The sequence below is a fragment of the Pseudarthrobacter sp. rb genome (assembly GCF_056389225.1).
On sequence record NZ_JBWJAR010000005.1, the window covers coordinates 186,807 to 211,954 of the forward strand.

Below are 25,148 nucleotides of genomic sequence, written 5' to 3' on the forward strand. Positions count from 1 at the left end.
CAGCCCGCGCTGATGCGGGCCTAAAGGCAAAGGGAGTCGTAATGAAGCGGCGTTCAATTGTGAAGTACGCGGCCGTGGCCGCGGCGATGTCGCTGGGGCTCACCGCCTGCAGCGGCGGCGGTGGCGGCAGCGACCAGGCGAAAGAGTCCGGCACCGTCCGCGTCACCCTCGCCAACCACGTGTGGACCGAAGGCATCAAGGCCGCCATTCCGGAGTTCGAAAAGTCCAGCGGGCTCAAGGTCGAACTGACCCAGCTCGGCGAAGACCAGCTCTCGGACCAGTACAACGTCAAGCTCAACGCGGGCAGCGACGAAGTCGACGTCATGATGTACCGCCCGCTGCAGGAAGGCAAGGCCTTCGCCAAGAACGGGTACCTGGCGGACCTGACCAGCAAGGTGTCCTCCGACTCCAGCTGGGACTGGAAGGATTACCAGGAAGGCCCGGTCAAGGCCACCACAGCCGACGGCAAGGTAGTTGGCGTGCCGATCATCACCGAACGCGAAGTCCTCTACTACCGCAAGGACCTGCTGCAGGCCGCAGGGCTCCAGGTCCCCAAGACCATGGAGGAGCTTGAAGCCGCAGCCAAGGCCATCAAGGCTTCTTCGCCTGACACTGCAGGCTTCGTTGCCCGCACCGGCAAGTCCACTGCCGTGACGCAGTTCTCCAGCTTCCTGTACAGCTTCGGCGGTGATTTCATCGACTCGAGCGGCAAGGCTGCCGTCAACACCGATGCAGCCAAGAAGGCCTACGCCTACTACGGCGGCCTGATCCGTAACTACGGCCCCGCCAACGTCAGCACCGACATGAGCTGGCCGGAGGCAATGGCAATCTTCACGCAGGGCGGTGCCGCCTTCTACACCGAGGCTGACTCCCTGTACAAGAACGCCACCGACCCGGCTAAGTCCAAGGTTGCGGACAAGGTAGGTTTTGCGCCGCTGCCCGCCGGCCCCGCCGGAAGCAAGCCGTACAACATCCCTTCCTGGGCCCTTGGCGTCAACCAAAACTCCAGCAACCAGGACAACGCCTGGAAGTTCATCCAGTGGGCCACCAGCAAGGAGCGCACCCTGGCAGCCCAGAAGGCCGGCGTCCCGGGCCCGCGTACCTCGGTCTGGTCCAACCCGGACGGAACCTCCACCTACCCCAAGGACCTTGCTGACGCCATTGCCGCCAGCGCCAAGAACGGCGTCGGACACGACCGCCCCGAAGTAATCACCGTCGGCAAGGCACGCGAAATCGTGGGCGGGCCCATTGTTGCCAGCATCACCGGCGCGGACACTGCCGCCGCTGCCAACGAGGCCCAGACCGCTTTCCAGACCTTCCTGGACAGCGAAAAGAAGTAGCGCCTTCGTCATCAGCCCGCCGGGACGGGCAGCAACCCCCCGTCCCGGCGCGGCCCCACTTCACCCCCAACTTTTTAGGTGAACCATGTCTGTTTTGAACCCTCCCCGCAGCGCCGGCACCCGCAAGGCCAGTGGCCGCAAGGGCGCAGGGGGGAGCTTTTCCGCCTGGGCCAACCGGCACCGCAAATGGCTCTTCGCCGCACCGGCCATGATCTTTGTCGGCGTCCTGATCATCTTCCCCCTGGCCTGGACCGTGTACCTGAGCCTTACCGACTCCCAGGGCTCCGTCCGCGCCGCCACCGACTTCATCGGGCTGCAGAACTACCTCACCGTCCTGACGGACCTGGAGCGGTTCTGGCCGGCGGTGGGCCGCACACTGTCCTTCACCGGCCTGGCACTTGCCTTCGAGGTAGTCCTCGGCATGGGCATCGCGCTGCTCCTGTGGCGGCCCTTCCGCGGGGAAAAGTGGGTACGGGTGGCCATCCTGCTGCCGCTGGTGGCCACGCCCGTGGCCGTCGGCATGATGTGGCGGCTGATCTTCGATCCCAACATCGGCTTCGCCAACCAGCTCTTGGGCGCAATCGGCATTCCGCCCCAGCCGTGGCTGTCCGGGCAGGACACCGCCCTGGGCACCACCATCTTCATGGACGTATGGCAGTGGACGCCCATGGTGGTACTGATCCTGCTCGCCGGCCTGACCTCGCTGTCGGACGAGCCGGATGAAGCTGCCCGCGTGGACGGCGCAAACGCCTTCCAGCGGTTCTTCTTCATCACCCTCCCGCTGATGATGCCCACCGTTATCGTCGCCATCCTGCTGCGGGGCATCGACGCCCTGAAGACCTTCGACATCCTGTACGCCACCAAGGGCAAAGGCGGCGGCTCGTTCCACGAAGTGGAGACCCTGAACGTCTACGCGTACGGGCTGAGCTTCGACTACAACCAGTACGGGCTCTCCTCCGCCGTGTTGATCCTGTTCTTCATGATCATCATCGGCATCATGTGGCTGCTGACCATGCGCAAGAAAGCGGTAAGCAAATGACCGTCGTGACAGATTCCACCACCGCTGCCAAGCGGACGCCACGGCGGCGCAAGCCGCTGGCCACCCGCGCCTACAAGGTGTTCCGGGTTGTCGCCCTGATCGTTGTGGTGCTGTTCCTGCTCGCCCCGCTGTTCTGGATGCTGCTGGCGTCCCTCAAGACCAACGTGGACATCTATGACACTGCCAAGGCGGTGGTGTTCTCGCCCACGTTCGAGAACTACGCCAACGTGCTCCAGCGCAACAACTACTTCGTCTTCATCTTCAACAGCTTCTGGGTGGCCTTTGTCTCCACGGCACTGTCGATCGTCCTCGGCGTCCCCGCGGCGTACGCGATGAGCCGCTTCACCATGCACCGCTCCGCCTTGGTGGTCCTGATGGCACGGGTTATCCCGGGCGTCTCGCTCCTGGTGCCCTGGTACTACGTCTTCTCCAACCTGCGGATGGTGGGCAGCTTCGAAGTGCTGATCCTCAGCCACATGTTCGTCGCCCTGCCCCTGATCGTCTACATCATGATGAGCTACTTCGATTCACTTCCGCTGGAACTGGAGGAATCGGCCGAGGTGGATGGGCTTACGCCCATCGGTGCGTTCCGCCGGATCACGTTGCCGCTGGCCGTGGCCGGCATCGCCACCGCCGGAATCCTGTCCTTCATCTTCTCCTGGAACAACTTCATGTTCGCCCTGGTGCTATCGGGCGCCAAGACCAAGACCCTGCCGGTGGCGATCTTCGACTTCGTCTCCTACGCCAGCATCGACTGGGGCGGGCTGATGGCCGCGGCGACGGTCGTGACAATCCCCATCATGATCATTGCGCTCTTCACGCAGAAGTACATCGTCTCCGGCCTGACCGCCGGCGCCACCAAGGGTTAGGAACCGCCGCGTGACCGTCATCAGCCGGATCGAAACATTCCTCATTGCCCCCCGCTGGCTCTTTGTCCGGATCGAAACCGACAGCGGCATCGTGGGGTGGGGCGAGGCCACCTGCGAGGGCCGCAGCGAAACTGTGCGCGCCGCCGTCGGACAGCTCTCGGAGCTGCTCATCGGCAGGGATGCCCTCCGGATCGAAGACCACTGGCAGGTCATGACCAAAGGGTCCTTCTACCGCGGCGGGCCCATCCTGGCCAGCGCCGTCTCCGGCCTGGACCAGGCGCTGTGGGACATCGCCGGCAAGCACTTCAACACCCCGGTGCACCAGCTCCTGGGCGGCCACGTCCGCGACCGGATCCGGATGTACGGCTGGGTGGGCGGCGACGAGCCCAACGAGGTGGCCGACCAGATCAGCGCCCAGCTGGAGGTGGGCCTCACCGCCGTCAAAATGAACGCCAGCGGCCGGATGAGCCCGGTGGCGTCGGTGGCAGAGATCGACGGCGTCATCCGCCGTGTCGCGGCAGCCCGCCAGGTGCTGGGCGACCACCGGGACGTCGCCGTCGATTTCCACGGCCGCTTCAGCCTGGCCAACGCCAGGCGGGTGGCACCCCTGCTGGAGCCGTTCCGGCCCTTCTTCCTCGAGGAGCCGGTGGTCCCGGAAAACACCCACCTGCTCCGCGAATTCACCTCATCCACCACCACCCCGGTGTCCACGGGGGAGCGGCTCTACAGCCGGCAGGAATTCCTGCCCGCGCTGCAGGCAGGCATCGCGGTGGCTCAGCCGGACCTGTCGCACGCCGGTGGGATCACGGAGGTCCGCAAGATCGCCGCGCTGGCCGAAGTGTACGAAGTCCAGTTGGCGCCGCACTGCCCGCTGGGCCCCCTGGCGCTCGCAGCCTGCCTGCAGGTGGGCTTCGCCACGCCGAACTTCCTCATTCAGGAACAAAGCATCGGGATCCACTACAACCAGGGCGCCGAAGTCCTGGACTACGTGGTGGACAAGACGCCGTTCAAGTTCGTCGATGGCCACATCGAGCGGCTCACCGGGCCCGGACTGGGCGTCGAGATTGACGAGGCCGTGGTGCGGGCAGCGGACAAGCGCGGCCACGCCTGGCGCGGACCGGTGTGGCGCCACCCCGACGGATCCTTCGCAGAATGGTGAACCCCATGACATCCCAGAACCCAGCTGTTACCTCCGCCGGCCTGCTCGCCGGTATCCGGCAGGCGCGCCTCGTGGGCATCGTCCGCGGGAACGACGGCGGTGCTGCCGCCAAGGCCGCGCTGGCCGCCATGGAGGAGGGCTTCCAGTACGTGGAGATCGCCCTCACCACGCCCAACGCGCTGGACGCCATCCGCGAGGTTCGCGCGGCTGCCCCGGCCGGCTGCCTGGTGGGCGCCGGGACCGTCCTCAGCCAGGCCGACGTCGAATACGTCACCGCAGCGGGCGGCCAGTTCATCGTCACCCCCTCCCTGGCCCCCTCGATCAGCGAGGCCGCCAATGCCGGCATCCCCGTCCTTGCCGGGGCCTTGACTCCCAGCGAGGCCTATGAGGCGATGGAACGCGGCGCCACCGCCATCAAACTGTTCCCCGCCTCGATCGGCGGCCCCGGCTACCTGAAGGCAGTCCGCGATCCCTTCCCGGACATCCCCTTCATCGCCGTCGGCGGCGTGGGCCTTGACGAAGCCGCCGGGTACTGGGAAGCCGGGGCCATCGCCGTCGGGCTGGGGGGACCGCTCTTCGGCACGGCGGCCTCGGGCGGTGACCTTTCGGACATGCGGGACCGCGCCCGCCGTTTCCTGGGCCTCGCTGCCGAATTCGCGGCCCGTACCGGGACCCCTTCGTGACGGTGGACCTGCTGACCGTCGGCGAGTCCATGGTCTCGCTCCGGTCCACCGGCCCGCTGGCCTCCGGCGGGACCCTGAACATGCAGGTGGCCGGGGCGGAATCGAACGTTGCCATCGGCGTGGCCCGCCTTGGCCACACGGCGGCCTGGGCCGGGTCCGTGGGCGCGGACCCGCACGGCGAGTTCATCGTCAAGCAGCTCCGGGGCGAGGGTGTCCAGCTGCACCACAGCGTCCACCCGGAGCGCAGCACCGGCGTGATGTTCCTGGAGCAGCGCACCGCAGACCTCAGCCGGGCCTTCTACTACCGCGCGGGGTCCGCAGGGGCCACCATCTCGCGTGCGCACGTGTCGGCCGCGCTGGATTGCGGTGCCCGGATCCTGCACCTGACCGGCATCACCGCAGCGCTCAGCCCGGAAGCCCGCGACGCCGTGGAATACGCCGCGGAACGGGCGGCCGCTGACGGTGTGGTGGTCAGCCTCGATGTGAACTACCGCAGCAAGCTCTGGTCCCCGGAACAGGCGCGCGCGGTGCTCGGCCCCCTGGCGAGGCACGCCACCATCGTCATTGCGTCCGACGACGAGCTCGACCTGATTGCCCCGGCGAACGAGGGGAGCGGGGCGGCTATGGACGAAGCTTCCGCCGCGGCCCGGCTGCTCGACGCCGGAGTCAGCGAAGTGGTGGTGAAGCGCGGCGCAGCGGGCGCGGCGGTTTATACCGCGGAAGGGCGCCTGGAAGCACCGGCCCTCGCCGTGACCTGCGTGGACACCGTGGGAGCCGGGGATGCCTTCACCGCCGGCTACCTCTCGGCGCTGCTCGACGGCGTCGGTACCGCCGACCGCCTGCGGCAGGGCATCCTGGCAGGCGCCTTCGCTGTCAGCACGCGCGGCGACTGGGAGGGGCTGCCGCGTCGCGAGGAGCTTGCCCTGCTTGGTGCCGCCCGGGGCAGCACCGTGCGCTGACTCCTGCCCTTCACACTCCAGACCTTTAGAGATTCCAACCCGAAAGCCAGCCATGAAAATCGTTGCCGCCGATGTGTTTGTTACCAGTCCGTCCCGGAACTTTGTGACCCTCCGGATCACGACGGAGGATGGTGTGACCGGTATTGGTGATGCCACGTTGAATGGCCGGGAGTTGGCTGTTGCTGCGTATTTGAAGGAGCATGTGGCGCAGCTGTTGATCGGGAAGGATCCGCACCGGATCGAGGACACGTGGCAGTTCCTGTACCGGTCCTCGTACTGGCGGCGGGGCCCGGTGACGATGGCAGCGATCGCCGCGGTCGATATGGCGCTGTGGGATATCAAGGGCAAGCTCGCCGGGATGCCGGTGTACCAGCTCCTCGGTGGTGCGTCGCGGAACGGGTTGCGGGCGTACGGGCATGCTTCGGGGGCGGATATTGAGTCGTTGTTTGATTCGGTCCGGGAGCATTTGGAACTTGGGTACAAGTCGATCCGGATCCAGACCGCCGTCCCCGGCATCAAGGCTGTCTACGGTGTGGCGGCGCAGGCGCAGGCGTCGGGGGAGCGGTATGACTATGAGCCGGCCGGGCGGGGTGCGTTCCCGGTGGAGGAGGACTGGGACACCCGCGCCTACCTGCGGCATTTGCCGACCGTGTTCGAGGCGGTCCGGAACGAGTTCGGCCCGGAGATCCCGCTGCTGCACGACGGGCACCACCGGATGACGCCGATCCAGGCCGCGAAGCTGGGCAAGGCGCTGGAACCGTATGACCTGTTTTGGCTCGAGGACTGCACCCCGGCCGAGAACCAGGAGGGCCTGCGCCTGGTCCGGCAGCACACCACCACGCCGCTGGCGATCGGGGAGATCTTCAATACCGTGTGGGACTACCAGACGCTGATCAAGGAACAGCTCATCGACTACGTCCGGGCAGCGTCCACGCACTTCGGCGGAATATCGCCGCTGAAGAAGGTGATGGACTTCGCCGCGCAGTACCAGATCAAGTCCGGCTTCCACGGCCCCACCGACATTTCCCCGGTGGGGTTCGCGGCGCAGCTGCACGTGGGGTTGGCGATCCATAACTACGGGATCCAGGAGTACATGCAGCACTCGGACAAGACCAACGAGGTCTTCGAACAGTCCATGACTTTCGTGGACGGGTACCTGCACCCGGGCGACAAGCCCGGGATCGGCGTCGAATTCAACGAAGAAGCCGCAGCAGCCTACCCCTACCAGCAGGCCTACCTGCCCTACAACCGCCTCGTCGACGGCACGGTGCATGACTGGTAATCGCGCTTCCCGTTGACCCTGCAGCCGCCCGGTGTGAGGATGGCGCAATGAACCAGGTTTCGGCGTTCTACACCGGCCCCGGCGGACTTGTGGGGGCCATCGGTTCTGCCTTGGACGCGGCCGGCGTGGACCGTACGAGGCTGCGGCCGGCCGACCTCGCGCCTGTTGACGAGTTCCACATCCGTGGCCGCAGGGCAACCCTGGAAATCATCGAAGCACTCGCCCTCACCGCCGATTCCCATGTGCTCGACCTCGGCAGCGGACTGGGCGGGCCCGCGCGGACCCTCGCCGAGTTGACCGGGTGCACGGTCACAGGGGTGGACCTCACCCCGGAGTTCTGCCAGTTAGCGACGGCACTCTCTGAGTGGACAGGCCTGTCCGGCCGGACCCGCTTCCGCATTGGGGACGCCACAGCCACCGGTCTTCCCGATAGGTCAGCGGATGCGGCACTGACCATGCATGTGGCCATGAACATCCCCGACAAGCATGCGCTGTATGCGGAAGCTTTCCGTGTCCTCCGCCCGGGCGGCAGGTTCGTGGTTTACGACGTCCTGCAGGGGGAAGGCGGCGAGGTGCACTACCCAGTGCCGTGGGCCGCCGACTCCTCGACAAGCTTTCCCGCGACCCTGGAAGAGATGCGCGAACTCCTCCCGTCGGCAGGTTTTGACGTCGTCTCGGAAGTCGACTCGTCGGACGAAAGCCTCGCCTGGTTCCAGAGGATGCTCGCCAAGATCCAGAGGGAGGGGCCACCGCCGGTGACCTTCGCGACTTTCCTGGGGGACGATTTCGCGCAGATGACAGCCAACCAGGTGGCCAACCTCGCCGAGCGGCGCATCCGGACCATCATGTTCGTGTGCTCGAAGCCGTCTTGATCGTCTGAGCGTCCGAACCACTTAGCTTCCGCGGGACTTCATGCCGCACAAGTGCTTCCTAAGGCGACTCGTGGCTGACGCAGCGTCCGGTGGCAACCCGGTCCTTTGGACTCTGGGGCTACGTTTGGCGCAACACTACGCTGATGCCATGAGCGACGTGCTGACGCTGAGTCCTCCCGTTCAACGCAACGTGGGCGCCAACCGGGCGCTGCATCCGGACCGTCTATGGATCCGTCTAGTACGCGGCGGCGCCGGACTTGCCATGCTCGCGGCGCTTGGGCAGGAGCTATATGACGCCACCCAGCCCGGCAATTCCGTCGATATCCCCCAGCTCATCTCCCAGTTCACGTTCCAGTCAAACCTCGTCCTCGGGCTCGTGTTCCTTGTGTCCGTCGCGCGGCCGCGTGCGCGGCTGCCGCAGTGGTGGGATCACCTCTTCGGTGCCCTCGCGTTCTACCTGGTGATGACGGGCATTATTTATGTGGTGCTCGTGGCTCCGCCTGGTGAACCGTGGTGGACGCTGGACATGTACTGGCCGTGGATGGTGACCCATCGCATCGCGCCGCTGGTCGCGGGGCTCGACTGGCTCCTGGTCACGCGCACCGTCCGAGGCCAGTGGCGGCGGCCCCTCGTCTGGCTTTGCTACCCGGGGGTGTTCCTAATCTTCTCCTGGGTGCGCGGTGCCCTCGACGGCTGGTACCCCTACGACTTCCTCAACCCGGGGCTCGACGGCGGCTGGCCGGCGGTCCTCGCCACCAGTGCCCTGGTACTCGCCGCGTTTCTCGTGGTGGGCATACTCGTGCACCTCGCCGGCAATGCCCGGGTGGGTCTCGCCCGCGGACCCGGAAAGGAAACCCCTGCCCAGCTGGCAGTCCCGGCCGGCTAGATGCGTCGTCACGCTCGGGAGATTTGCTGGTCCACCCACGTCGCAAACTGCCGTGTGAAGATCCCTATCCTCAATAGCCAAAAACGACCGTTTAGGGAGGCGGTGTTAGTGCAGTGGGGGAGGGGATGATTGGGAGCCCAGTCTTCCTACGGATTAGGACTGTGTCAATAACGTTGTTTCACGGCTTGAAGCGGCGCCCATGATCCATCATCCCAACCTTTATCGGGCATTTCCCCGACGGCGCATACTGAGGAATTACGTGTAGCGTCCAAGAGATCGACCGATCTGCCGGATGGCGGCATCATAGGCCGCATCCCACGTCCAGCCAGCTGCGGGTGCGCCGGCCAGCTCTAGTGACACCAGCCCGTGGACCTGGCCCCAGACAACGCCGACCATAGAGGCGATCTCATCATCTGCTGCTCCGGGCAGGGCTGCGGCGACCGCGGCGAACAGCGGCGCGATCGATGGCTCAGTGGCTCCCGGCGTCGGCGTACACGGCACTTGGCTGGCCAGCGAGCCGCCGAACATCAAGCCGTAGAGGGCGGGATGCTCGAGCGCCCAGGTTCGGTAAGCCCGGCCCAATGCTTCGAGGCCGGCAGCGCCGGCTGCTTGTTGGGAGGCAGCAAACGACGCGAAGCCGTCGTCAAGCACGGCAGTCAGCAATTCCGCCTTGCCCCCGAAGAGCGAGTACACCGCCGTCGTCGAAGTCCCAGCGGTTGCGGCAATACTGCGCAACGATACGGAGGCAACGCCGTCACGGCTGATCAAGGAGGCTGCGGCGTCGAGCAGCCTGCGACGCAGGGCCTCATCGTGGACTACGGGTCTTGCCATAGGACAAGTATTGCATAACAATGTTTTGTAACAGTGTTATGGATAGGAGAAGCGCATGTCACAGCAAGTGCTCAAAGGACGTTTCACTGCCGATCCCGGGGGTGGCCCCGTGACGGTCTTCCTGATCGGGATGCGTGCAAACCGGTGGTGGAAGTTCGGGAAGGTGGTACGGGTGGGGGCGGCCATGCCCAAAATGCTTGCCTACCTAGCCAAGACGCCGGAGGCTGGCTTGCTGGGCTACCAGCAATGGTTCGGGCGGACCACCATCATGGTCACCTACTGGAAAAGCCCGGAGGATTTGCAGCGGTTCGCGGCCGACCGGTCGGCGCCGCACCTTGAGCCCTGGCGCCGGTTCATGCGCGAATCAGCCGGCAATGGCGACGTCGGCGTATGGCACGAAACCTATGAGACGGTTCCGGGTGGCAGGGAAAGCATGTATAGCGATATGCCGGTCTTTGGGTTGGCAGCGGCCACCGGCCATGTGCCGGTGGGAGCAGGACTGAACACCGCACGCCAGCGTTTGGAGGCAGGTGGCCCAGGCGGTCGACCGTCGGCGCGGGGTTGAATGCCCGGTCCGTGCGTACGCGACGTACGCGACGCCTCTTTGAGTAGATGTTACGGATGGACCTCTTCGGGACGCCGTGAGCTGAGGGTCCTTGTGTGACATCCGGCGATAAATAGCGGTATCTTCGCGACGCTATTTGTCGCACAGGACAGCCCAAGAGGGGATTGATTAGCTGCCCGTTAGCCGATCGGTATACGGGCATGCCAGGTACTTGCAGTTACTTTGAAGGGACTGGGATTGCGGGGCGTCCGGTTTCGGTTGTCGACAGGCCGGGGCAGGGGTAGGTTTCGCCAGGACCCAGTGTGGGCGGAACTCCGGCGCATTCCGGTGCCGGTTCTCCCACGACTCCGGAGGTGCCGGTTCCGCGGCCGATGACGAATTCGCCGACCACGGTTTTGCCCGTTGAGTCGTAGACGGGGACGACGAACTCTTTGCCCTTGATTGATTCCTGCCAGGCGAGGGCGTCCGCGGGGCTCTTGAACGTTTTGCTGGCTGTTGTTCCGTTGGCGTCCTCGAGGTCGGTTCGGTAGGCGTATCCGCTTGTCCCGTTTGTTGCTATGACGGCGACCAGGTCGGGGCTTCCGTTTTCGTTTGCAGCACCGTAGGTATCTCCATGGGGGTTCACTGCCCAGTCGGTAATTTCGGTATTGACGTACTGGGCTGTTAGTTTCCAGCTGGCTTGGGGGCTCGTAGTGATGGTGATGCTCTCTTTTCCGGCCGTGAGAGGCAGCGTGTAACCGGTCCAGTCCTGGCGTGTTCCAACGTCCTCCGGTTTGCAGGTGGCGTTGGCGCCGTCCTCGAATTCAAAGCGCCCAGGAGTGAGGCAGTTGAGCTGCAGTTCGATGCCTGTGGCGCCTTCGGGTGCGTGACCGAGCTGAACAGTGGCCGTTCCTGTGTGTATCTCTGTCACAGGAGATGCCAGGGGTGTCACCTGCGAGGAGCCGGGAGTTGAAAACAGGCCGGCGGCGGTCGCGCCGACACCGCCTAGGAGGCCGATGCCGGCAACTGCCGCAGTTCCAGCCCAGAGTCTGGCGCGCTTCTTTGCCCGGGAAGGAGCGATTTTTTCGACTTCTGTCACGAGTTTCGTGCGCAGGGCGTCACTGAAGAGGTCGTCCACGTGGAGCTGATTCATGGCCGTTCTCCTTCCAGAACTGGGGTTGCAGCCGTGGGTGAGTTCGTTGATGCATCCCCGTTCAGGGCGGTTCTTAGCCGCTGTCTGGCTCGGTGCATGCGTGATTTCGCTGCTGACGGTGTCAGATTCAGGATGGCCGCGGCTGCAGCGATGGTGTGTTCTTCGAAAACGACCAGGCTCACCAGCTGCAGATCCTCAATGGTCAAGCTGGCCAAAGCCTGTGCCAGGTCGTTGTCCAGCTGGTTTTGGTATCGGCGGTAGGGATCTGCACTGGCGTCGTCAGGTTCCCGGCTGCGCGGCAGCGAGTTCAGAAGCCGTTGGTAGCGAGCGGCAGCACGGGCACGGTTTCGCGCAACGTTCGTGGTCGTGACCAGCAGCCAGGGAAGAATGGATCCCTCGACCACTCGGACGTGCTTTCGCCGGCGCCACAGTTCAAGGAACGCCGCGGCCATGATGTCTTCGGAATCGTGGTGGTTTCCGCACAGCCGGTAGGCGTGGCGGAAAACCCTGTCGCGGTGCCGGTCGTACAGGTCGCCAAAAGCGTCGCCCTGTCCCAAAAGGCTCCGGCGCCACAGCGTCTCATCACCCGTATCTATGGTCCCCATGCCCTTTAGTGTCCGGCAAAGTCCAAAAGGTTTCGCCCGATCAGGAAAGCTTCAAGAGCGGAAACAGAGCATGTCCGCTTATCGATCGGGTTACTTGCGGTGGTGAGACTCCCAGAAAAATGGGGATGTTCAATGATCCAGGTCGAAGCTAGGCTTCAGCACATGAACGAGCACGCGGTTCCCAGTCCTGCCGACGGGTACTTGTTTGAGTTCAAAGGAAAGCACCCCCTTCGTGAGACAGCCCGCTGGGTATCTGGCGTCGGTTTGGTTTGCGCGGGAGTAGCCATCGCAATCATAGGGACAGCCTTCCATTCGTACTTATCCATGCCGCTTGGGATTGCCGTAGCGGTTCTTGGTGCCATCATGCTTGTCTTGTACGCACTGACAAAGAGCCGAACGAAGGCCACGGCGGCTGCTTCTGGCACGGTTGGCAAGCGCCATACGAAGAATCAAAGCACCGGCCCGCACTCGGTCGCAGCGGATCTTTCCCTTCTTGCGGACCTCTATTCGAGGGGCGCCCTCAGCACAGAAGAATTTTCCGCAGCCAAACGTCGCATACTCGAAAGCTAAGCGTCCACGCTAAAGCCGCCCGGTCAGGGATCCTCTACCGAGCGCCACTCTGTACCAGGCGGATAGGCCGTCTAGCGATTCACTCGAGCCGCGACCCTGACGGGTGGGAGGGCTCGTTGCCGTTCAACCTTTTGTGGCTCTTGCGAGAGGAAACGGCTATCGCCATAGCAAAGACCACGACGCAGGCTACAGGCACGGCCAACGCATCGGGAGCTATCGGGCTGAAGTTTCTGACTATCCATGCAACACCCGAACCAACCGGGATCGCTGCAACCAGCCATAACCAATTCATCCAGCGCGGCTGGACTTTCCGTTCTTCCAGGTTCCCCATTGTGGAAGCATAATCCCGCCTCCAGCGGAATGCCCCAGCTGCTTTTTACTCCAAACCGATCCGGGCTGAGCCCCGACGTGGGCCACCGTGCGGTGGAGGATCCTTCACCGGCCGCCGTTGATGTAGTCAGCTCGGCGAGTCAGGCGTCTCGGTACGCGCAGGTGCGGTTTCGTCGGCTGATGGCTTTCTCCACCGTTGGATTTGGAAAACCAGCCATGCGGTGGCGGCAATTGGCACTAGCGGGAAGACGGGCCTCCCGCTGAATGCAACTACGGCAAAGGCGATCCAAAGGACACCAGTGAGGACGCCCATGGAGATCAATGACTTGCGGGTAACCCGATAGGAAGGCAGTTCAATCCCTTCGGCGCGGAGCTGTCGGGCCTCCGAAGCTGCGGCCCGGATCAAGGGAACAAACATTGCAGCCAATGCGGCGGCTACAAGCGTGGATCGCCACGGTTCCGGAACGCCGAATGCCTCTAGGGCGGACCCCAGCAATGATCCCAGGATAATGAACCAAAAAATTGCCCAGCCGGCCAAGCGCCTCCGCTTAGGCGGCATTCCCTCTAAGGAATCCGGTGGCCATGATTGCCACTCATATCTGTTGTCGCTCTTGCCTGCCCCCATGGCCATGTCCACAGGATACGCCGGCGCTGGGTGCGGGGGGCGGAAGTGTTCACCGTTGAGATTCCTTGCCGGGGTTGTGCCCGTATGGCGGTCGTTTACCGTGCAGCCAGGCATGGATTCTTGTTTCGCAACCGCTGCTGACCATACATGCACGTTTACCCCGCACGATGAAATGCACGGTGAAGGTGCCCTAACCGCAACGCTCCAGAGTGTGTCGGAACCCTTGGAATGAGTAACGTCTCATCGGTCCCCGAACGGGTTCACGGAGTTGCCCAAGCTCGTGTAGCTAAACCTTAAAAACGGAAATCCAGGCAGCTGCCTACTCCGCCGCGCCCCACAGTGCCTTGCGGAGCAGCCGCTTCAGTTCCTGCGACTCCTCCCCGGACAGCACGGCCAGCTGGTTCAGTTCGGCCGCGTCCATGGCGGTGCGGGCCTTCGCGTGCATCTTCCGCCCCTCGGCAGTGGAGACGATGATCTTGGCGCGCCGGTCCTGCTTGCCCTGCGCCCGTTCCACGAGGCCGCGGCGTTCCAGATCGTCCACAAGGGTGACCACCTGGCTGGGGTCCAGGCTGAGGAAATCTGCCAGTTCCCGCTGCGTGGGCTCAAGCCCGCTGCACGCCAGCGTCAGGATGGAGAAGGACCGCTCCCGCAGCCCGAAGTCAGCCAACGCCTTGTTGTTCAGCACCGAGCCGGCGGCGTGCAGCTTGGCGAGCAGCAGGCCCACATCACTGCCGATCCTGGCTGCCGCAAGGCGGGGTGTCTGAACTTCGGTGCCCAAGGTGGCCATCACAACTCCGGTGTAAAAAACAATCGTTGACTTTTTCAATGATCCGTAATTTCATTGATTCCAACAAGGATCTCACACCGCAGTGGGACCACCCCAACGGCTTCGGCCGGCGCATGCGAAGGAGCAGGCCATGAGCTTGAACGGCAAGGTTGCAATCGTCACCGGCAGCGGGCAGGGTCTCGGCCTCGCCTACGCCAGGGAGCTCGCCAGCCAGGGCGCCGCCGTCGTCATCAACGACGTCAACGCCGACACCGCCGCGCAGGCCGTCTCCCAGATCGAGGCCGACGGCGGCCGCGCCACCGCCGTGGTGGTTCCGGTGGGCACCACCGATGCCGCCAAGGCGCTGGTGGCCGGAGCCGTGGACACCTTCGGCGGCCTGGACATCCTGGTCACCAACGCCGGCATCCTCCGCGACAAGTCCCTGCTCAAAATGACGGACGAGGACTTCGACCTGGTGATCAACGTCCACCTCAAGGGCACCTTCACCTGCGTCCGCGAGGCCTACGCCTACTTCAAGGAACACAACGTCCGGGGCCGCATCATCACCATCGGTTCACCCACCGGCCAGCGCGGCAACTTCGGCCAGACCAACTACGCCGCCGCCAAGGCCGGCATCGTGGGCATGGTCCGCACCTGGGCGCTGGAAATGAAGAAGGCCGGCGTCACGGTCAACAGCGTCATCCCCGTGGCCGCCACTGCCATGACCAAGACCGTGCCCTACTTCCAGAAGGCCGTGGAAGCGGACGAGCGCGGCGACGCCATGCCGTCCTTCTTCCGGCACGACCTTGGCTTTGGAACGGCCGACGACGTCTCCGGACTGGTTGCCTTCCTCGCCTCCGACGAGGCAGCCAACATCACCGGCCAGGCCATCGGCGCCGGCGGTGACCGGCTGCAGGTCTGGACCCACCCGGAAGCGGCCACCACCGAGTACCGCGAAGGCGGCTGGAGCTACGAGGCGCTGCAGGAAAACGCCGGCCACCTGTTCACCGCGGAAACGCTCCAAACGTATGGCGAAGAATTCCTTCCCCTGCCGGAGGACCTGAAGCCCGCACAGCCCGCCGAGGCCCGCTGACCATGGCCGACCGCTACGAACTGGGCATCGACCCGGCAAAGCTCGATGCCATCGACATGCACGTCCACCTCGAAGTGGACAGCTGCGGCCACGGCTCCCTGCCGGAGGAACTGACCGAAGCCTCGGCCAAGTACTTCAAGGCCGAGGACCGCACCCCGTCCCTGGACCGCATCGCCGAGGTCTACCGCGAGCTGAACATGGCCGCCGTCGTCTTCACCGTGGACGCCCGCACCCAGCTCAAGCACGAGCCCAACAGCATCCCCGAACTCATCGCCGGTGCTGCCCGGAACAATGACGTCCTGATCCCGTTCGGCAGCGTGGACCCGCGCACCGGCGAGGACGCCATCGCCGGCGCCAAGCACCAGGCCATCGAACTCGGCGCCCGCGGCTTCAAGTTCCACCCCTCCCTGCAGGGCTTCGACCCCTCCAGCGAGCGCTTCTACCCGCTCTGGGAAACCCTCCAGGAACTGGGCCTGCCCGCCATCTTCCACACCGGCCAAAACGGCATGGGCGCGGGCCTTCCCGGCGGCTTCGGCATCAAGCTGGCCTACTCCAACCCCCTGCTGCTGGACGCTGTGGCCGCGGACTTCCCGGGCCTGCAGATCATCATGGCCCACCCGTCCGTCCCCTGGCAGGACGAGGCCAACTCCATCGCCACCCACAAGGCCAACGTCTTCATCGACCTCTCCGGCTGGTCGCCCAAGTACTTCCCGGAATCCCTGGTCAAGGCCTCCAACTCCTACCTCCAGGACAAGGTGCTGTTCGGCACCGACTTCCCGCTGATCACGCCGCAAAAGTGGCTCGGCGCGTTCGCGGACCTGCCGCTGAAGGACGAGGTCCGGCCCAAGATCCTCAAAGACAACGCGGTCCGCCTCCTCGGGCTGGGGGCCTGAGATGGGCACGTTGACGACGGCGGAGGCCGCCCTGGGTGCCCGGCTCTACGAGGCAGCGGACTGGTATGACGCCGAGTCCCTGCTCACGCTCGAGGAGCGCCAGGTCCTGTCCCGGCTGCGGTCCTTCCTGGATGTGGAAGCCCGGCCCCTCCTGGCCGAGTACTGGGAACGCGGTGAGTTTCCGGAGCAGCTCGCCCGGCCGCTGATCGACCTGGACCTCATGGAACCAGCCGAACTCACTGGCGCCGCGGGTGCAGAACACAGCCCGGCCCGCGGCATCTACCAGGGCTTCCGGATCTTCGAACTTGCCCGCACGGACGCGTCCCTGGCCACCTGGTACACCGCCCAGGCCGGCCTGTTCCGCACCGCCATCCGCGTGGGTGCCTCGCCGGAACAGCAGGCCGAATGGATGCCCAAGGTCATCGACTTCTCGCTCAAAGGCGTGTTCTCGCTGACCGAACCGGAATCCGGGTCTGACATCGCCGGCGGACTCTCCACCACCGCTCGGCAGCAGCCCGACGGCAGCTGGATCCTTGACGGCGCCAAACGCTGGATCGGCGGCGCCGCCACCGCGGACGTCCTCGCAGTATTCGCCCGGGACACCGCGGACGGGCAGGTCAAAGCCTTCCTCGTGGACCGCACCGCCGGCGGCGTCACCCTGGAGAAACTCCAGGGCAAGACCTCGCTGCGGATGATGCAGAACGCCCACATCACCCTCACCGGTGTCCGCGTCCCCGAGGCCATGCGCCTGCACAACGTGAACTCCTTCCGGGATGTAGCGGCAATGCTCCGGGCCATGCGCTCGGACGTGGCCTGGATCGCCACCGGCATCGCCGCCGGCGCCTTCGAGGCCGCCCTCGCCTACGTCAACGAACGCCGGCAGTTCGGACGGACCCTCGGTTCCTTCCAGCTGGTCCAGGAGAAACTGGCCCGCATGCTCGGCAACGTCACGGCCAGCCTTTCCCTGGTGGTCAGGCTCACCGAACAGCAGGCCAAAGGCATCTACCGCGACCAGGACTCCGCCCTGGCCAAGATGCAAACGTCCCTGTTCATGCGCGACACCGTAGCCCTGGCCCGCGAAGTGGTGGGCGGCAACGGCATCACCCTGGCAACCGACGTCGCGCGTTTCCATGCCGACGCCGAGGCCGTCTACTCCTACGAGGGCACCCACGACATCAACGCCCTCATCATCGGCCGCGCCCTCACCGGCGAGAGCGCCTTCACCCGCTAAGCCCTGCAACACCTGCACAGCACCACAACCACACACCAGCCCAGGAGGCAATGATGCCCAATCTCGTCGTCGATTTCGACACCCTGCTCACCCTGTCCGGCAAGGACCTCGGCACCACCGACTACCGCCAGATCACCCAGGACCAGATCAACCAGTTCGCGGACGCCACCGACGACCAGCAGTGGATCCACACGGACCCCGAGCGCGCCAAGGACGGCCCGTTCGGCGCCCCGATCGCCCACGGCTTCCTCACGCTGTCCCTGATCATCCCGTTCTGGGGCGAGCTGTTCGACGTCGAAGGCGTCACCACCAAGGTGAACTACGGCCTGGACAAGGTCCGCTTCACCTCTCCCGTGAAGGTGGGCTCCAAGGTGCGCATGCAGGCCACCATCGCCGACGTGGCCGAGGTCAAGGGCGGCGCCCAGATCAAGGTCAACGCCACCATCGAGATCGAAGGCCAGGAACGCCCGGCCGTCGTCGCCGAATTCCTGGCCCGCTTCTACAAGTAGCCCGCTCCTAAAAGGAACAACAGTTCCCACCCCAGGCGGTACGCCCCGGCGCCGCCGCCTCAGGCAACCCCAAAAACCCCCACATTCCTCCGTCTTTAGGAACAGCCATGTCCGGACACACCACGCTCGCACCTGCGGGCACGGCCGCCAAGCGCAAGGAAGCGCGTACGGTCATCCTGTCCAGCTATCTGGGCAGCACCATCGAGTTCTACGACTTCCTGCTCTACGCCACAGCGGCAGCAGTGGCCTTCCCCAAGGTCTTCTTCGCCGGCACGGACGAATGGGTGGGCGTCGTCGCCGCCTACGCCACCTTCGCCGCCGGATACGTGGCCAGGCCGCTGGGTGGAGCGATCTTCGGCCACTTCGGTGACAAGGTGGGCCGCAAGGGGATGCTCATCATCTCCATGGCCATGATGGGCATCGCCTCCACCCTCATCGGCGTGATTCCGGGCGCCGGCGTGATCGGACCGTGGGGCGCGGTCATCCTGGTGCTGCTGCGGGTCTGCCAGGGCATCGCCGTCGGCGGTGAGTGGGGCGGCGCCGCGCTCATGGCGCTGGAGCACTCGGACCCGAAACGGCGCGGCTTCGCGGCGTCGTTCGTCAACGCCGGCGCCCCCACCGGCGCCGTGCTGGGCACCCTGGTGATGGGCGCCTTCTCGGCCCTGCCGCAGGACGCCTTCCTGGCCTGGGGCTGGCGCGTGCCGTTCCTGCTGTCTTTCGTGCTCCTGATCGTTGGCATGTTCGTCCGCCTCCGGGTCTCCGAAAGCCCCATCTTCGCCGAGGCCGTGGCCAAGGAAGAAGCACAGGGCGCCAAGCGCAAGATCCCGCTGCTGGACGTGCTCCGCCGGCCCAAGGCACTGATCATGATCATGTTCGCCGGCGCCGCAGGGTTCGGCCTGCAGGTGGTGCTGCCCACGTTCTCGGTCACCTACGCCGTCTCCAAGGGCGCACCGCAGCAGGGCGTGCTCTATGCCTTCGCCGGAGCCTCAGCCATTTCCATCGTCTTCGTCCTCCTGGGTGGCCGCCTGTCGGACCGGTTCGGCCGCCGACCGGTGATGATCGCCGGCCTGGCACTGTTCATCGCCTACCTCTTCCCGATGTTCGGGATGCTCGGCTCGGGCAATGTGGGACTGGTTTTCGTGGCCTTCACGGTGGCGCTGATCCTGCACTCCTCCCTCTACGGGCCGCTGGCGGCGTTCGTGTCCGAACAGTTCGGCACCACCTCCCGCTACACCGGCGCCGCGGTGGGCTACCAGTTGGCCACGCTCATCGGCGCCGGCTTCACCCCGGGCATCATCGCCGGCCTCTACAAGGACGCCGGCCAGAACATCCTCCCGGTAGTGGTGTTCCTCTCCGTCATGGCGCTGGTCTCGATTGTCTTCATCGCCCTGACACGGGAATCTAAGAACAACGACCTCACCACGGTCCGTTAGGAGAACCATGGACAACAACGGAGTTGGCTCCTGGCTGCAGCGCCGCCGCCGCAAGTCGGGCACCAAGACGGCCCTGCTGTCAGCAGCGGGCACCCTGACCTATGAGGAGCTCGCCGCCCGGACGGACCGTTTGGCCAACGCGCTCCGGGTCAGGGGAGTGAGCAAAGGGGACCGGGTGGCCTACCTGGGCGATAACCACCCCTCCTTCGTGGAATCCTTCTTCGCCTGCGGCCTCCTCGGTGCCATCTTCGTGCCGCTCAACACCCGGCTCGCACCGCCCGAGCTGCAGTTCCAGCTCCAGGATTCTGGAGCCCGGCTCCTGGTCAGCGCCGACGCCCTGGAGGCGTCTGCATCGGCCGCGGTGGAAAGGACGGCGGTGACCCACCGCCTGGTCGTCGCGGCCGACGGCGGGACGGAACCTTCCGCCGCCACGTCACCCGCCGCCGTCGGACACTCCGTCACGGTGGAACGGTACGGGGAGGCACTGCAGGCAGCTGCCCCTGAACACCCCGACGTGCCCGTGGGCCATGACGACGGCGCCATGATCCTGTACACCTCCGGGACCACGGGCAAGCCCAAGGGTGCCCTGCTGACGCACGGGAACATCACCTGGAACTGCATCAACACCATCGTGGACATGGACCTGAACCGCAACGACGTGGCGCTGATGATCTCGCCGCTGTTCCACGTGGCGTCCCTGGACATGGGGCTGCTGCCGATGCTCCTCAAGGGCGCCACCGTTGTCCTCGAGGCCAAGTTCGATCCCGCCAGGGTCCTGGACCTGGTCCGGAAGCACAAGGTGACCACCCTCAACGGGGTGCCCACGACGTTCCAGCTGCTCTGCGAAGATCCCGGATGGGCAGCAGCGGACCTCAGCTCCCTGGACAAGCTGACCTGCGGCGGTTCCGCGATTCCGCGCCGGGTCCTGGACGCGTACGAGAACCGGGGCATCGGCTTCACCAGCTGCTACGGCATGACCGAAACAGCCCCCGGCGTCACCATGCTCCCCGTCGACCGGTCCAGGGAGAAAGCCGGTTCAGCGGGCCTGCCGCACTTCTTTACCGACCTCCGGATCGCCGATCCCATGGGCGGCACGGTGGCCCCTGGCGAGGTGGGGGAAATCCAGATCTCCGGCCCCAACGTGATCAAGGAGTACTGGAACCGGCCGGAGGCCACCGCGGCCAGCTACGCGGACGGGGCCTGGTTCCGCTCGGGCGACATGGGCTACCGGGACCAGGAAGGCTTCCTGTTCGTCTCGGACCGGCTCAAGGACATGATCATCTCCGGCGGGGAGAACATCTACCCGGCGGAGGTGGAAGCGGTCATCTCCGAGCACGGCGCCGTGGGCAGCGTGGCCGTCATCGGCGTCCCGGATGACAAATGGGGCGAGGTCCCGCAGGCAATCGTGACTCTGCGCGAAGGGGAATCGCTGACCGCGGAGCAGCTGCGCAGCTTCCTCGACGGCAGGCTCGCCCGCTACAAGATCCCCAAGTCCTTGGTGGTGGTGGAGGACATGCCGCGCACCGCCAGCGGCAAGATCCGCAAGATGGAGCTCCGCAAGCAGCTCTGACGTCAGTGACATACAGCTGCCCGCCCCGGTTTCCGGGGCGGGCAGCTGTTTTTGAAACAACGGGCTGCTGTCAGGCGGCCTTTCCAAGGGCTGCCACCTGGACGGTGACTCCGAGATCGCGGTGGAAGGCAGCGCGCCACCTCGATTTCGATATCAGCGGAGCTTCCGTGGATGTCAACGACTTCGCATCCAGACAACCCCAGGGGCGGCATAGGGTGCTGTTTCACGTACCGGTGCGCTGGGGCGCTCCGCTGGATTGGCGTGGGATGAGAGTGGGCATGGACCGGCGGATGAGTGGTTCGATGCCTGGGTTGACGATGAGGTCGATGGCGGTGGCTGCTATCTGGTCCAGGGGAACGTGCACCGAGCTTAGGGGCGTCGGCAGCCGGGCGGACAGTGGCGTGTCGTTGTATCCGACCAATGCCAGATCGTCGGGGATGCTGATCCCGTTTCGGTGTGCTGCCGCCATCACACCCATGGCGATGTTGTCATTGGCGGCGAAGATGGCTGTCGGGCGGGATTGCGGTGCTCCTGCGAGGAGCGTTTCGCCGGCCGTGTAGCCATTTTCGATGCCGTAACCGGCAGCGATAAGCCATTCTTCGCGCGGCTGGATGCCTGCTTCATTCAGTGCTCTGCGTGCTCCCGCCAAGCGTGCGGTTCCGGTGGAGGTGAAAGCGGGGCCGGTAACGACAGCAATGTTGCGATGGCCCAGGTCGATGAGGTGACGTGTGGCGAGGTAGCCGCCGACCTCGTCGTCTCCGAGCGCAGAGGGACTGATGCCGTCAGTTCGGAGCACCAGCGCATGCGCTACACGGCGCTCACGCAGCAGTCGGGGGAGCTCGTCATCGAGCCGCGCCGTGGCGAGAATCAACCCATCGACGTTTCTATCGAGGAGTGTTTCGGCCGCGCTGCGTTCATCCACGGGGTCATCTCCGCTGGTGGCGACCATCGCAAAGTAGCCCCGGGATGACGCTGCCTTTTCGAGTTCTTCGAACATCAGTGCCATAACCGTGTCGCTCAAACGCGGGACAAGGACACCAAGGGTGCGGGTCTCACCACGCCGCAAACTTGAAGCAAAAGAGTTCCGGCGGTACCCGAGTTCTTCCGCGATCTTCCGGACATGGGCTGCCGCCGCGGATCTGGAGGTGGTGCGTTCATCCAGCGCGCGGCTGGCGGTCGAGATGCTCACGCCACTGGCAGCCGCGACATCCTTGAGCGTGACAATCCCTGCGGGGGCGGGACGTTCCATCGCGGTTCTCCTCTTCAGCAAGGGTGTTACAGCCACTCTATTCCTCCTTCTTGCAAACGTTCTCTTGACAGTGAGCTGCGACACGTGCAAACTTGAAAACGTTCCCGCAAACGTTCTCATCATAGTGGGACTACCGACCATCAAAGAAGACAAGAAGGTAGCTGCAATGGCACTCGATCTCCGCGGACTCAACCCCGCACCTGTCACGCCGTTCACCGAAGATGGCGCCGTCGACTTCGCTGCAATCCAGCGCCTGGGTTCGTGGCTCGGATCGATTGAGGGCGTGAAGAGCCTCGTCGTTCTGGGGCACGCCGGCGAAGGGACGTTCCTCACCGAAGAGGAGCAGCTGGACGTGATCCGCGCGTTCGTAGCATCGACCGACGGCCGGGTACCGGTTGTAGCGGGCATCACGAAGGAGGGCAATAAGACAGCGGCCCTCGAAGCCAGAAAGGCCGTCGATGCCGGCGCGTCAGCTGGTCTCGTCTACCCCTCGCACGGGTGGCTGCGCTTCGGCTACCAGAAGGGCGCACCCCAGTCGCGCTATCAGGAGATTTACGACGAATCCGGTCTGCCGCTGATCCTGTTTCAGTACCCGGACAACACCAAGGCAAGCTACGACCTCGAAACCCAGCTGGAGATTGCCGGCCAGGAGGGAGTCTTTGCGACGAAGAACGGTGTCCGGAACATGCGCCGGTGGTACACCGAGATCCCCGCCCTGCGCGCCGCTTACCCCGAACTGCAGATCCTGTCCTGCCACGACGAATACCTGCTGCCGACAATGTTCGATGTCGACGGCCTGCTCGTCGGCTACGGCAACATCGCCCCCGAACTGCTCGTCGAACTGATCGAAGCAGGCAAGGCGCAGGACTACAAGCGTGCCCACGCAATCCATGAGCGGCTGCTCCCGGTAACGAAGAACGTTTACCACCGCGGCTCCCACATGGAAGGCACGGTCGCCTTGAAGTGGGGCCTCGTGAACCGCGGCATTCTGGACCACGCCACGGTGCGCACCCCGCTCCTGCCCCTGCCCCAGGGCGCCGAAACCGAAATCGCGGAAGCCTTCGCTGCCGCGAACATCGGCAAGGTCACCGTCAGCGCCTGATCCCCGGATCCTGAGGATGGCGGGAGCAACTCCCGCCATCCTCCCCTAGGCTTTAGCCATCTCCACTCTGGTCAATGAGGACCCCAGCATCACCGCTGGAGAAGGAGGACTCGCAATGCGCGAGCCAAACAACACCACAACCATGGCTGGCGGCCCCAACGCCGCCAGGATCAATGCAGAGCTCGTAGCCCGCCTCGAACGGCTCCCGCTCACCCGACGCCTGACCCTCATCCGCGTGGTCATCGGGTCAGCCACGTTCTTCGACGCTTACACCGTCCTGGCCATCGCATTCGCAATGCCCCAGCTGTCCTCAGAATGGCACCTCACCGCCGGGGAAATCGGAATGATCCTCTCCGCCGGCTACGTCGGCCAAATCTTCGGATCACTCTTCTTCGGCCAACTCGCCGAACGGATCGGACGCCTCCCGGTCCTGCTGATCACGATCCTGCTTTTCGTCTCCATGGACGTAGCCTGCCTCTTCGCCTGGGGCGCCACGTCAATGATCATCTTCCGCTTTCTCCAAGGCATCGGCACCGGCGGCGAAGTACCGGTCGCCAGCGCCTACATCAACGAATTCGTCGGAGCCAAGAAGCGCGGCAGATTCTTCCTGCTCTACGAGGTCATCTTCCCTGTCGGTCTCATGTTCGCGGGCGTCGCCGGATACTTCCTCGTCCCGGTCGTTGGCTGGAAGGCCATGTTCATCGTCGGCATCGTCCCGGCCCTGCTCACCATCCCGATGCGGTGGCTGATGCCCGAATCACCGCGCTGGCTAGCCTCCCGCGGACACGTCCACAAAGCCGAAACCGTCGTCACCATGCTCGAAAAGGAAGCACTCAAGGCAGGACACACCCTCTCCGAGCCCGTCATCCGCCCCGTGGATCCGAAGGCCACCGCCCGCACCAGCTGGCGCGAACTCTTCTCAGGCATATACAAAAAGCGCACCTTCATGATCTGGATGCTCTGGATCTGCGTCTACATGGTCAACAACGGCCTGGTCACCTGGCTGCCGACCCTCTACAAGCAGACATTCAACCTGTCGCTGCAGACCAGCCTCGCCTACGGCTGGGTCACCTCCGCCGTGGGCGTCGTGGCATCCATCCTCTGCGCGCTGCTCATCGACCGCGTAGGCCGTAAGCGTTGGTACACATTCGCCTTCCTGGCCGCGACCGTCCCTCTTGTCATCCTCACAGCCCTCGGCGCCGTGTCGGCGACACAGGTCGTAGTATTCGCCAGCATCGCCTACGCCATCCTGCAGACCATCTCCTTCTCGCTCTACCTCTACTCCGCCGAGCTGTACCCGACCCGGCTCCGCGCCATCGGCACGGGCTTCGGCAGCGCCTGGCTCCGGGCAGGCTCCGCCATCGGCCCCATCCTGGTCGGCTGGATCGTGGACAACTACGGAATCAGCCTGGTGTTCACCGTCTTCGCAGTCGTTGCCCTCATAGGTGGCCTGGTGACTATCTTCTTCGCCATCGAAACTAAAGGCCGGGTCCTCGAGGAACTCTCGCCCTAACTCCCTAGCACCCGCCTCAATGGCAGCGCCACGAACCAGCTC

24 protein-coding genes are annotated in these 25,148 nt (G+C 64.8%); 19 read left to right on the plus strand and 5 right to left on the minus strand.

Annotated features, from left to right (window positions below):
- Positions 1-41 precede the first annotated feature (41 nt).
- The 9 genes from ACWRN3_RS09170 to ACWRN3_RS09210 all read left to right on the plus strand — a co-directional run bounded on the left by ACWRN3_RS09170 (position 42) and on the right by ACWRN3_RS09210 (position 9,089).
- Positions 42-1,340 carry an ABC transporter substrate-binding protein gene (locus ACWRN3_RS09170; protein WP_324643870.1) on the plus strand — a complete coding sequence of 433 codons (1,299 nt, stop codon included), beginning with the start codon at positions 42-44 and terminating at the stop codon, positions 1,338-1,340.
- 85 nt (positions 1,341-1,425) lie between these two features.
- Positions 1,426-2,379 (plus strand): carbohydrate ABC transporter permease, encoded by a 954-nt coding sequence (locus tag ACWRN3_RS09175; protein WP_255174135.1) that lies wholly within the window; start codon positions 1,426-1,428, stop codon positions 2,377-2,379.
- Positions 2,376-3,248, plus strand: coding sequence for a carbohydrate ABC transporter permease (locus tag ACWRN3_RS09180; RefSeq protein WP_324643871.1), 873 nt, complete (start codon positions 2,376-2,378; stop codon positions 3,246-3,248). Before ACWRN3_RS09175 ends, ACWRN3_RS09180 begins: the two co-directional genes overlap by 4 nt.
- A gap of 10 nt (positions 3,249-3,258) precedes the next feature.
- Positions 3,259-4,407 (plus strand): galactonate dehydratase, encoded by a 1,149-nt coding sequence (gene dgoD, locus ACWRN3_RS09185; protein ID WP_255174137.1) that lies wholly within the window; start codon positions 3,259-3,261, stop codon positions 4,405-4,407.
- Between the two features lie 5 nt (positions 4,408-4,412).
- The gene (locus ACWRN3_RS09190; RefSeq protein WP_476740424.1) at positions 4,413-5,090 is read left to right on the plus strand and encodes a bifunctional 4-hydroxy-2-oxoglutarate aldolase/2-dehydro-3-deoxy-phosphogluconate aldolase; all 678 of its coding nucleotides are present in this window, start codon (positions 4,413-4,415) and stop codon (positions 5,088-5,090) included.
- Positions 5,087-6,049 carry a sugar kinase gene (locus tag ACWRN3_RS09195; RefSeq protein ID WP_476740425.1) on the plus strand — a complete coding sequence of 321 codons (963 nt, stop codon included), beginning with the start codon at positions 5,087-5,089 and terminating at the stop codon, positions 6,047-6,049. The genes ACWRN3_RS09190 and ACWRN3_RS09195 overlap by 4 nt, the downstream gene beginning before the upstream one ends.
- 52 nt (positions 6,050-6,101) lie before the next feature.
- A complete protein-coding gene (gene manD, locus ACWRN3_RS09200; RefSeq protein WP_476740426.1) occupies positions 6,102-7,331 on the plus strand; it encodes a D-mannonate dehydratase ManD in 1,230 nt (409 codons plus the stop codon).
- 47 nt (positions 7,332-7,378) lie between these two features.
- A complete protein-coding gene (locus ACWRN3_RS09205) occupies positions 7,379-8,203 on the plus strand; it encodes a class I SAM-dependent methyltransferase (RefSeq protein WP_476740427.1) in 825 nt (274 codons plus the stop codon).
- A gap of 148 nt (positions 8,204-8,351) precedes the next feature.
- Positions 8,352-9,089, plus strand: coding sequence for a Pr6Pr family membrane protein (locus tag ACWRN3_RS09210; protein ID WP_476740428.1), 738 nt, complete (start codon positions 8,352-8,354; stop codon positions 9,087-9,089).
- A gap of 255 nt (positions 9,090-9,344) precedes the next feature.
- Here ACWRN3_RS09210 and ACWRN3_RS09215 read toward each other — a convergent pair whose 3' ends face one another.
- Positions 9,345-9,920: a TetR/AcrR family transcriptional regulator gene (locus ACWRN3_RS09215; RefSeq protein ID WP_324643876.1), complete on the minus strand. Its 576-nt coding sequence runs from the start codon at positions 9,918-9,920 to the stop codon at positions 9,345-9,347.
- Between the two features lie 55 nt (positions 9,921-9,975).
- Between ACWRN3_RS09215 and ACWRN3_RS09220 the strand changes: the two genes are divergently transcribed.
- Positions 9,976-10,485 carry a DUF4188 domain-containing protein gene (locus ACWRN3_RS09220; RefSeq protein ID WP_476740429.1) on the plus strand — a complete coding sequence of 170 codons (510 nt, stop codon included), beginning with the start codon at positions 9,976-9,978 and terminating at the stop codon, positions 10,483-10,485.
- 217 nt (positions 10,486-10,702) lie between these two features.
- Here ACWRN3_RS09220 and ACWRN3_RS09225 read toward each other — a convergent pair whose 3' ends face one another.
- Together ACWRN3_RS09225 and ACWRN3_RS09230 are read right to left on the minus strand one after the other, a co-directional pair.
- Positions 10,703-11,617, minus strand: coding sequence for a peptidase M56 family protein (locus ACWRN3_RS09225; RefSeq protein WP_324643878.1), 915 nt, complete (start codon positions 11,615-11,617; stop codon positions 10,703-10,705).
- Entirely contained in the window at positions 11,614-12,222 is a 609-nt protein-coding gene (locus ACWRN3_RS09230) for an RNA polymerase sigma factor (protein ID WP_324643879.1), read from the minus strand. Before ACWRN3_RS09230 ends, ACWRN3_RS09225 begins: the two co-directional genes overlap by 4 nt.
- A gap of 162 nt (positions 12,223-12,384) precedes the next feature.
- On the opposite strand from ACWRN3_RS09230, the gene ACWRN3_RS09235 reads away from it, so the two are divergent.
- The gene (locus ACWRN3_RS09235) at positions 12,385-12,792 is read left to right on the plus strand and encodes an SHOCT domain-containing protein (protein ID WP_255174147.1); all 408 of its coding nucleotides are present in this window, start codon (positions 12,385-12,387) and stop codon (positions 12,790-12,792) included.
- 1,274 nt (positions 12,793-14,066) lie between these two features.
- On the opposite strand, the gene ACWRN3_RS09240 is transcribed toward ACWRN3_RS09235, so the two are convergent.
- Positions 14,067-14,534 carry a MarR family winged helix-turn-helix transcriptional regulator gene (locus ACWRN3_RS09240; protein WP_224027260.1) on the minus strand — a complete coding sequence of 156 codons (468 nt, stop codon included), beginning with the start codon at positions 14,532-14,534 and terminating at the stop codon, positions 14,067-14,069.
- 130 nt (positions 14,535-14,664) lie between these two features.
- Between ACWRN3_RS09240 and ACWRN3_RS09245 the strand changes: the two genes are divergently transcribed.
- From ACWRN3_RS09245 to menE, 6 genes are all read left to right on the plus strand, one after another.
- Positions 14,665-15,606, plus strand: a complete 942-nt coding sequence (locus ACWRN3_RS09245; protein WP_476740430.1) for an SDR family NAD(P)-dependent oxidoreductase — start codon at positions 14,665-14,667, stop codon at positions 15,604-15,606.
- A gap of 2 nt (positions 15,607-15,608) precedes the next feature.
- A complete protein-coding gene (locus ACWRN3_RS09250; RefSeq protein ID WP_476740431.1) occupies positions 15,609-16,499 on the plus strand; it encodes an amidohydrolase family protein in 891 nt (296 codons plus the stop codon).
- Between the two features lies 1 nt (position 16,500).
- Positions 16,501-17,730 carry an acyl-CoA dehydrogenase family protein gene (locus ACWRN3_RS09255; protein ID WP_476740432.1) on the plus strand — a complete coding sequence of 410 codons (1,230 nt, stop codon included), beginning with the start codon at positions 16,501-16,503 and terminating at the stop codon, positions 17,728-17,730.
- A gap of 53 nt (positions 17,731-17,783) precedes the next feature.
- On the plus strand, positions 17,784-18,239 hold the full coding sequence (locus ACWRN3_RS09260) for a MaoC family dehydratase (protein WP_224024406.1): 456 nt from the start codon (positions 17,784-17,786) through the stop codon (positions 18,237-18,239).
- A 107-nt stretch (positions 18,240-18,346) separates the two neighbouring features.
- Entirely contained in the window at positions 18,347-19,672 is a 1,326-nt protein-coding gene (locus ACWRN3_RS09265) for an MFS transporter (RefSeq protein ID WP_476740433.1), read from the plus strand.
- Between the two features lie 7 nt (positions 19,673-19,679).
- Positions 19,680-21,242, plus strand: coding sequence for an o-succinylbenzoate--CoA ligase (gene menE, locus ACWRN3_RS09270; RefSeq protein ID WP_476740434.1), 1,563 nt, complete (start codon positions 19,680-19,682; stop codon positions 21,240-21,242).
- 223 nt (positions 21,243-21,465) lie between these two features.
- Here the strand turns inward: menE and ACWRN3_RS09275 are convergent, their stop codons facing one another.
- Positions 21,466-22,491, minus strand: a complete 1,026-nt coding sequence (locus ACWRN3_RS09275) for a LacI family DNA-binding transcriptional regulator (RefSeq protein ID WP_476740474.1) — start codon at positions 22,489-22,491, stop codon at positions 21,466-21,468.
- Positions 22,492-22,657: 166 nt separating this feature from the next.
- Here ACWRN3_RS09275 and ACWRN3_RS09280 point away from each other — a divergent pair, with 166 nt between their 5' ends.
- On the plus strand, positions 22,658-23,593 hold the full coding sequence (locus tag ACWRN3_RS09280; RefSeq protein WP_476740435.1) for a dihydrodipicolinate synthase family protein: 936 nt from the start codon (positions 22,658-22,660) through the stop codon (positions 23,591-23,593).
- Positions 23,594-23,708: 115 nt separating this feature from the next.
- The gene (locus ACWRN3_RS09285) at positions 23,709-25,106 is read left to right on the plus strand and encodes an MFS transporter (protein WP_476740436.1); all 1,398 of its coding nucleotides are present in this window, start codon (positions 23,709-23,711) and stop codon (positions 25,104-25,106) included.
- Positions 25,107-25,148 lie beyond the last annotated feature (42 nt).

Coding starts and splice junctions, on each gene's coding strand:
- ACWRN3_RS09170 (WP_324643870.1), top strand. CDS start 42: ATGAAGCGGCGTTCAATTGTGAAGTACGCGGCCGTGGCCGCGGCGATG.
- ACWRN3_RS09175 (WP_255174135.1), top strand. CDS start 1,426: ATGTCTGTTTTGAACCCTCCCCGCAGCGCCGGCACCCGCAAGGCCAGT.
- ACWRN3_RS09180 (WP_324643871.1), top strand. CDS start 2,376: ATGACCGTCGTGACAGATTCCACCACCGCTGCCAAGCGGACGCCACGG.
- ACWRN3_RS09190 (WP_476740424.1), top strand. CDS start 4,413: ATGACATCCCAGAACCCAGCTGTTACCTCCGCCGGCCTGCTCGCCGGT.
- manD (WP_476740426.1), top strand. CDS start 6,102: ATGAAAATCGTTGCCGCCGATGTGTTTGTTACCAGTCCGTCCCGGAAC.
- ACWRN3_RS09205 (WP_476740427.1), top strand. CDS start 7,379: ATGAACCAGGTTTCGGCGTTCTACACCGGCCCCGGCGGACTTGTGGGG.
- ACWRN3_RS09210 (WP_476740428.1), top strand. CDS start 8,352: ATGAGCGACGTGCTGACGCTGAGTCCTCCCGTTCAACGCAACGTGGGC.
- ACWRN3_RS09215 (WP_324643876.1), bottom strand. CDS start 9,920: ATGGCAAGACCCGTAGTCCACGATGAGGCCCTGCGTCGCAGGCTGCTC.
- ACWRN3_RS09220 (WP_476740429.1), top strand. CDS start 9,976: ATGTCACAGCAAGTGCTCAAAGGACGTTTCACTGCCGATCCCGGGGGT.
- ACWRN3_RS09225 (WP_324643878.1), bottom strand. CDS start 11,617: ATGAATCAGCTCCACGTGGACGACCTCTTCAGTGACGCCCTGCGCACG.
- ACWRN3_RS09230 (WP_324643879.1), bottom strand. CDS start 12,222: ATGGGGACCATAGATACGGGTGATGAGACGCTGTGGCGCCGGAGCCTT.
- ACWRN3_RS09235 (WP_255174147.1), top strand. CDS start 12,385: ATGAACGAGCACGCGGTTCCCAGTCCTGCCGACGGGTACTTGTTTGAG.
- ACWRN3_RS09240 (WP_224027260.1), bottom strand. CDS start 14,534: ATGGCCACCTTGGGCACCGAAGTTCAGACACCCCGCCTTGCGGCAGCC.
- ACWRN3_RS09245 (WP_476740430.1), top strand. CDS start 14,665: ATGAGCTTGAACGGCAAGGTTGCAATCGTCACCGGCAGCGGGCAGGGT.
- ACWRN3_RS09250 (WP_476740431.1), top strand. CDS start 15,609: ATGGCCGACCGCTACGAACTGGGCATCGACCCGGCAAAGCTCGATGCC.
- ACWRN3_RS09255 (WP_476740432.1), top strand. CDS start 16,501: ATGGGCACGTTGACGACGGCGGAGGCCGCCCTGGGTGCCCGGCTCTAC.
- ACWRN3_RS09260 (WP_224024406.1), top strand. CDS start 17,784: ATGCCCAATCTCGTCGTCGATTTCGACACCCTGCTCACCCTGTCCGGC.
- ACWRN3_RS09265 (WP_476740433.1), top strand. CDS start 18,347: ATGTCCGGACACACCACGCTCGCACCTGCGGGCACGGCCGCCAAGCGC.
- menE (WP_476740434.1), top strand. CDS start 19,680: ATGGACAACAACGGAGTTGGCTCCTGGCTGCAGCGCCGCCGCCGCAAG.
- ACWRN3_RS09275 (WP_476740474.1), bottom strand. CDS start 22,491: ATGGAACGTCCCGCCCCCGCAGGGATTGTCACGCTCAAGGATGTCGCG.
- ACWRN3_RS09280 (WP_476740435.1), top strand. CDS start 22,658: ATGGCACTCGATCTCCGCGGACTCAACCCCGCACCTGTCACGCCGTTC.
- ACWRN3_RS09285 (WP_476740436.1), top strand. CDS start 23,709: ATGCGCGAGCCAAACAACACCACAACCATGGCTGGCGGCCCCAACGCC.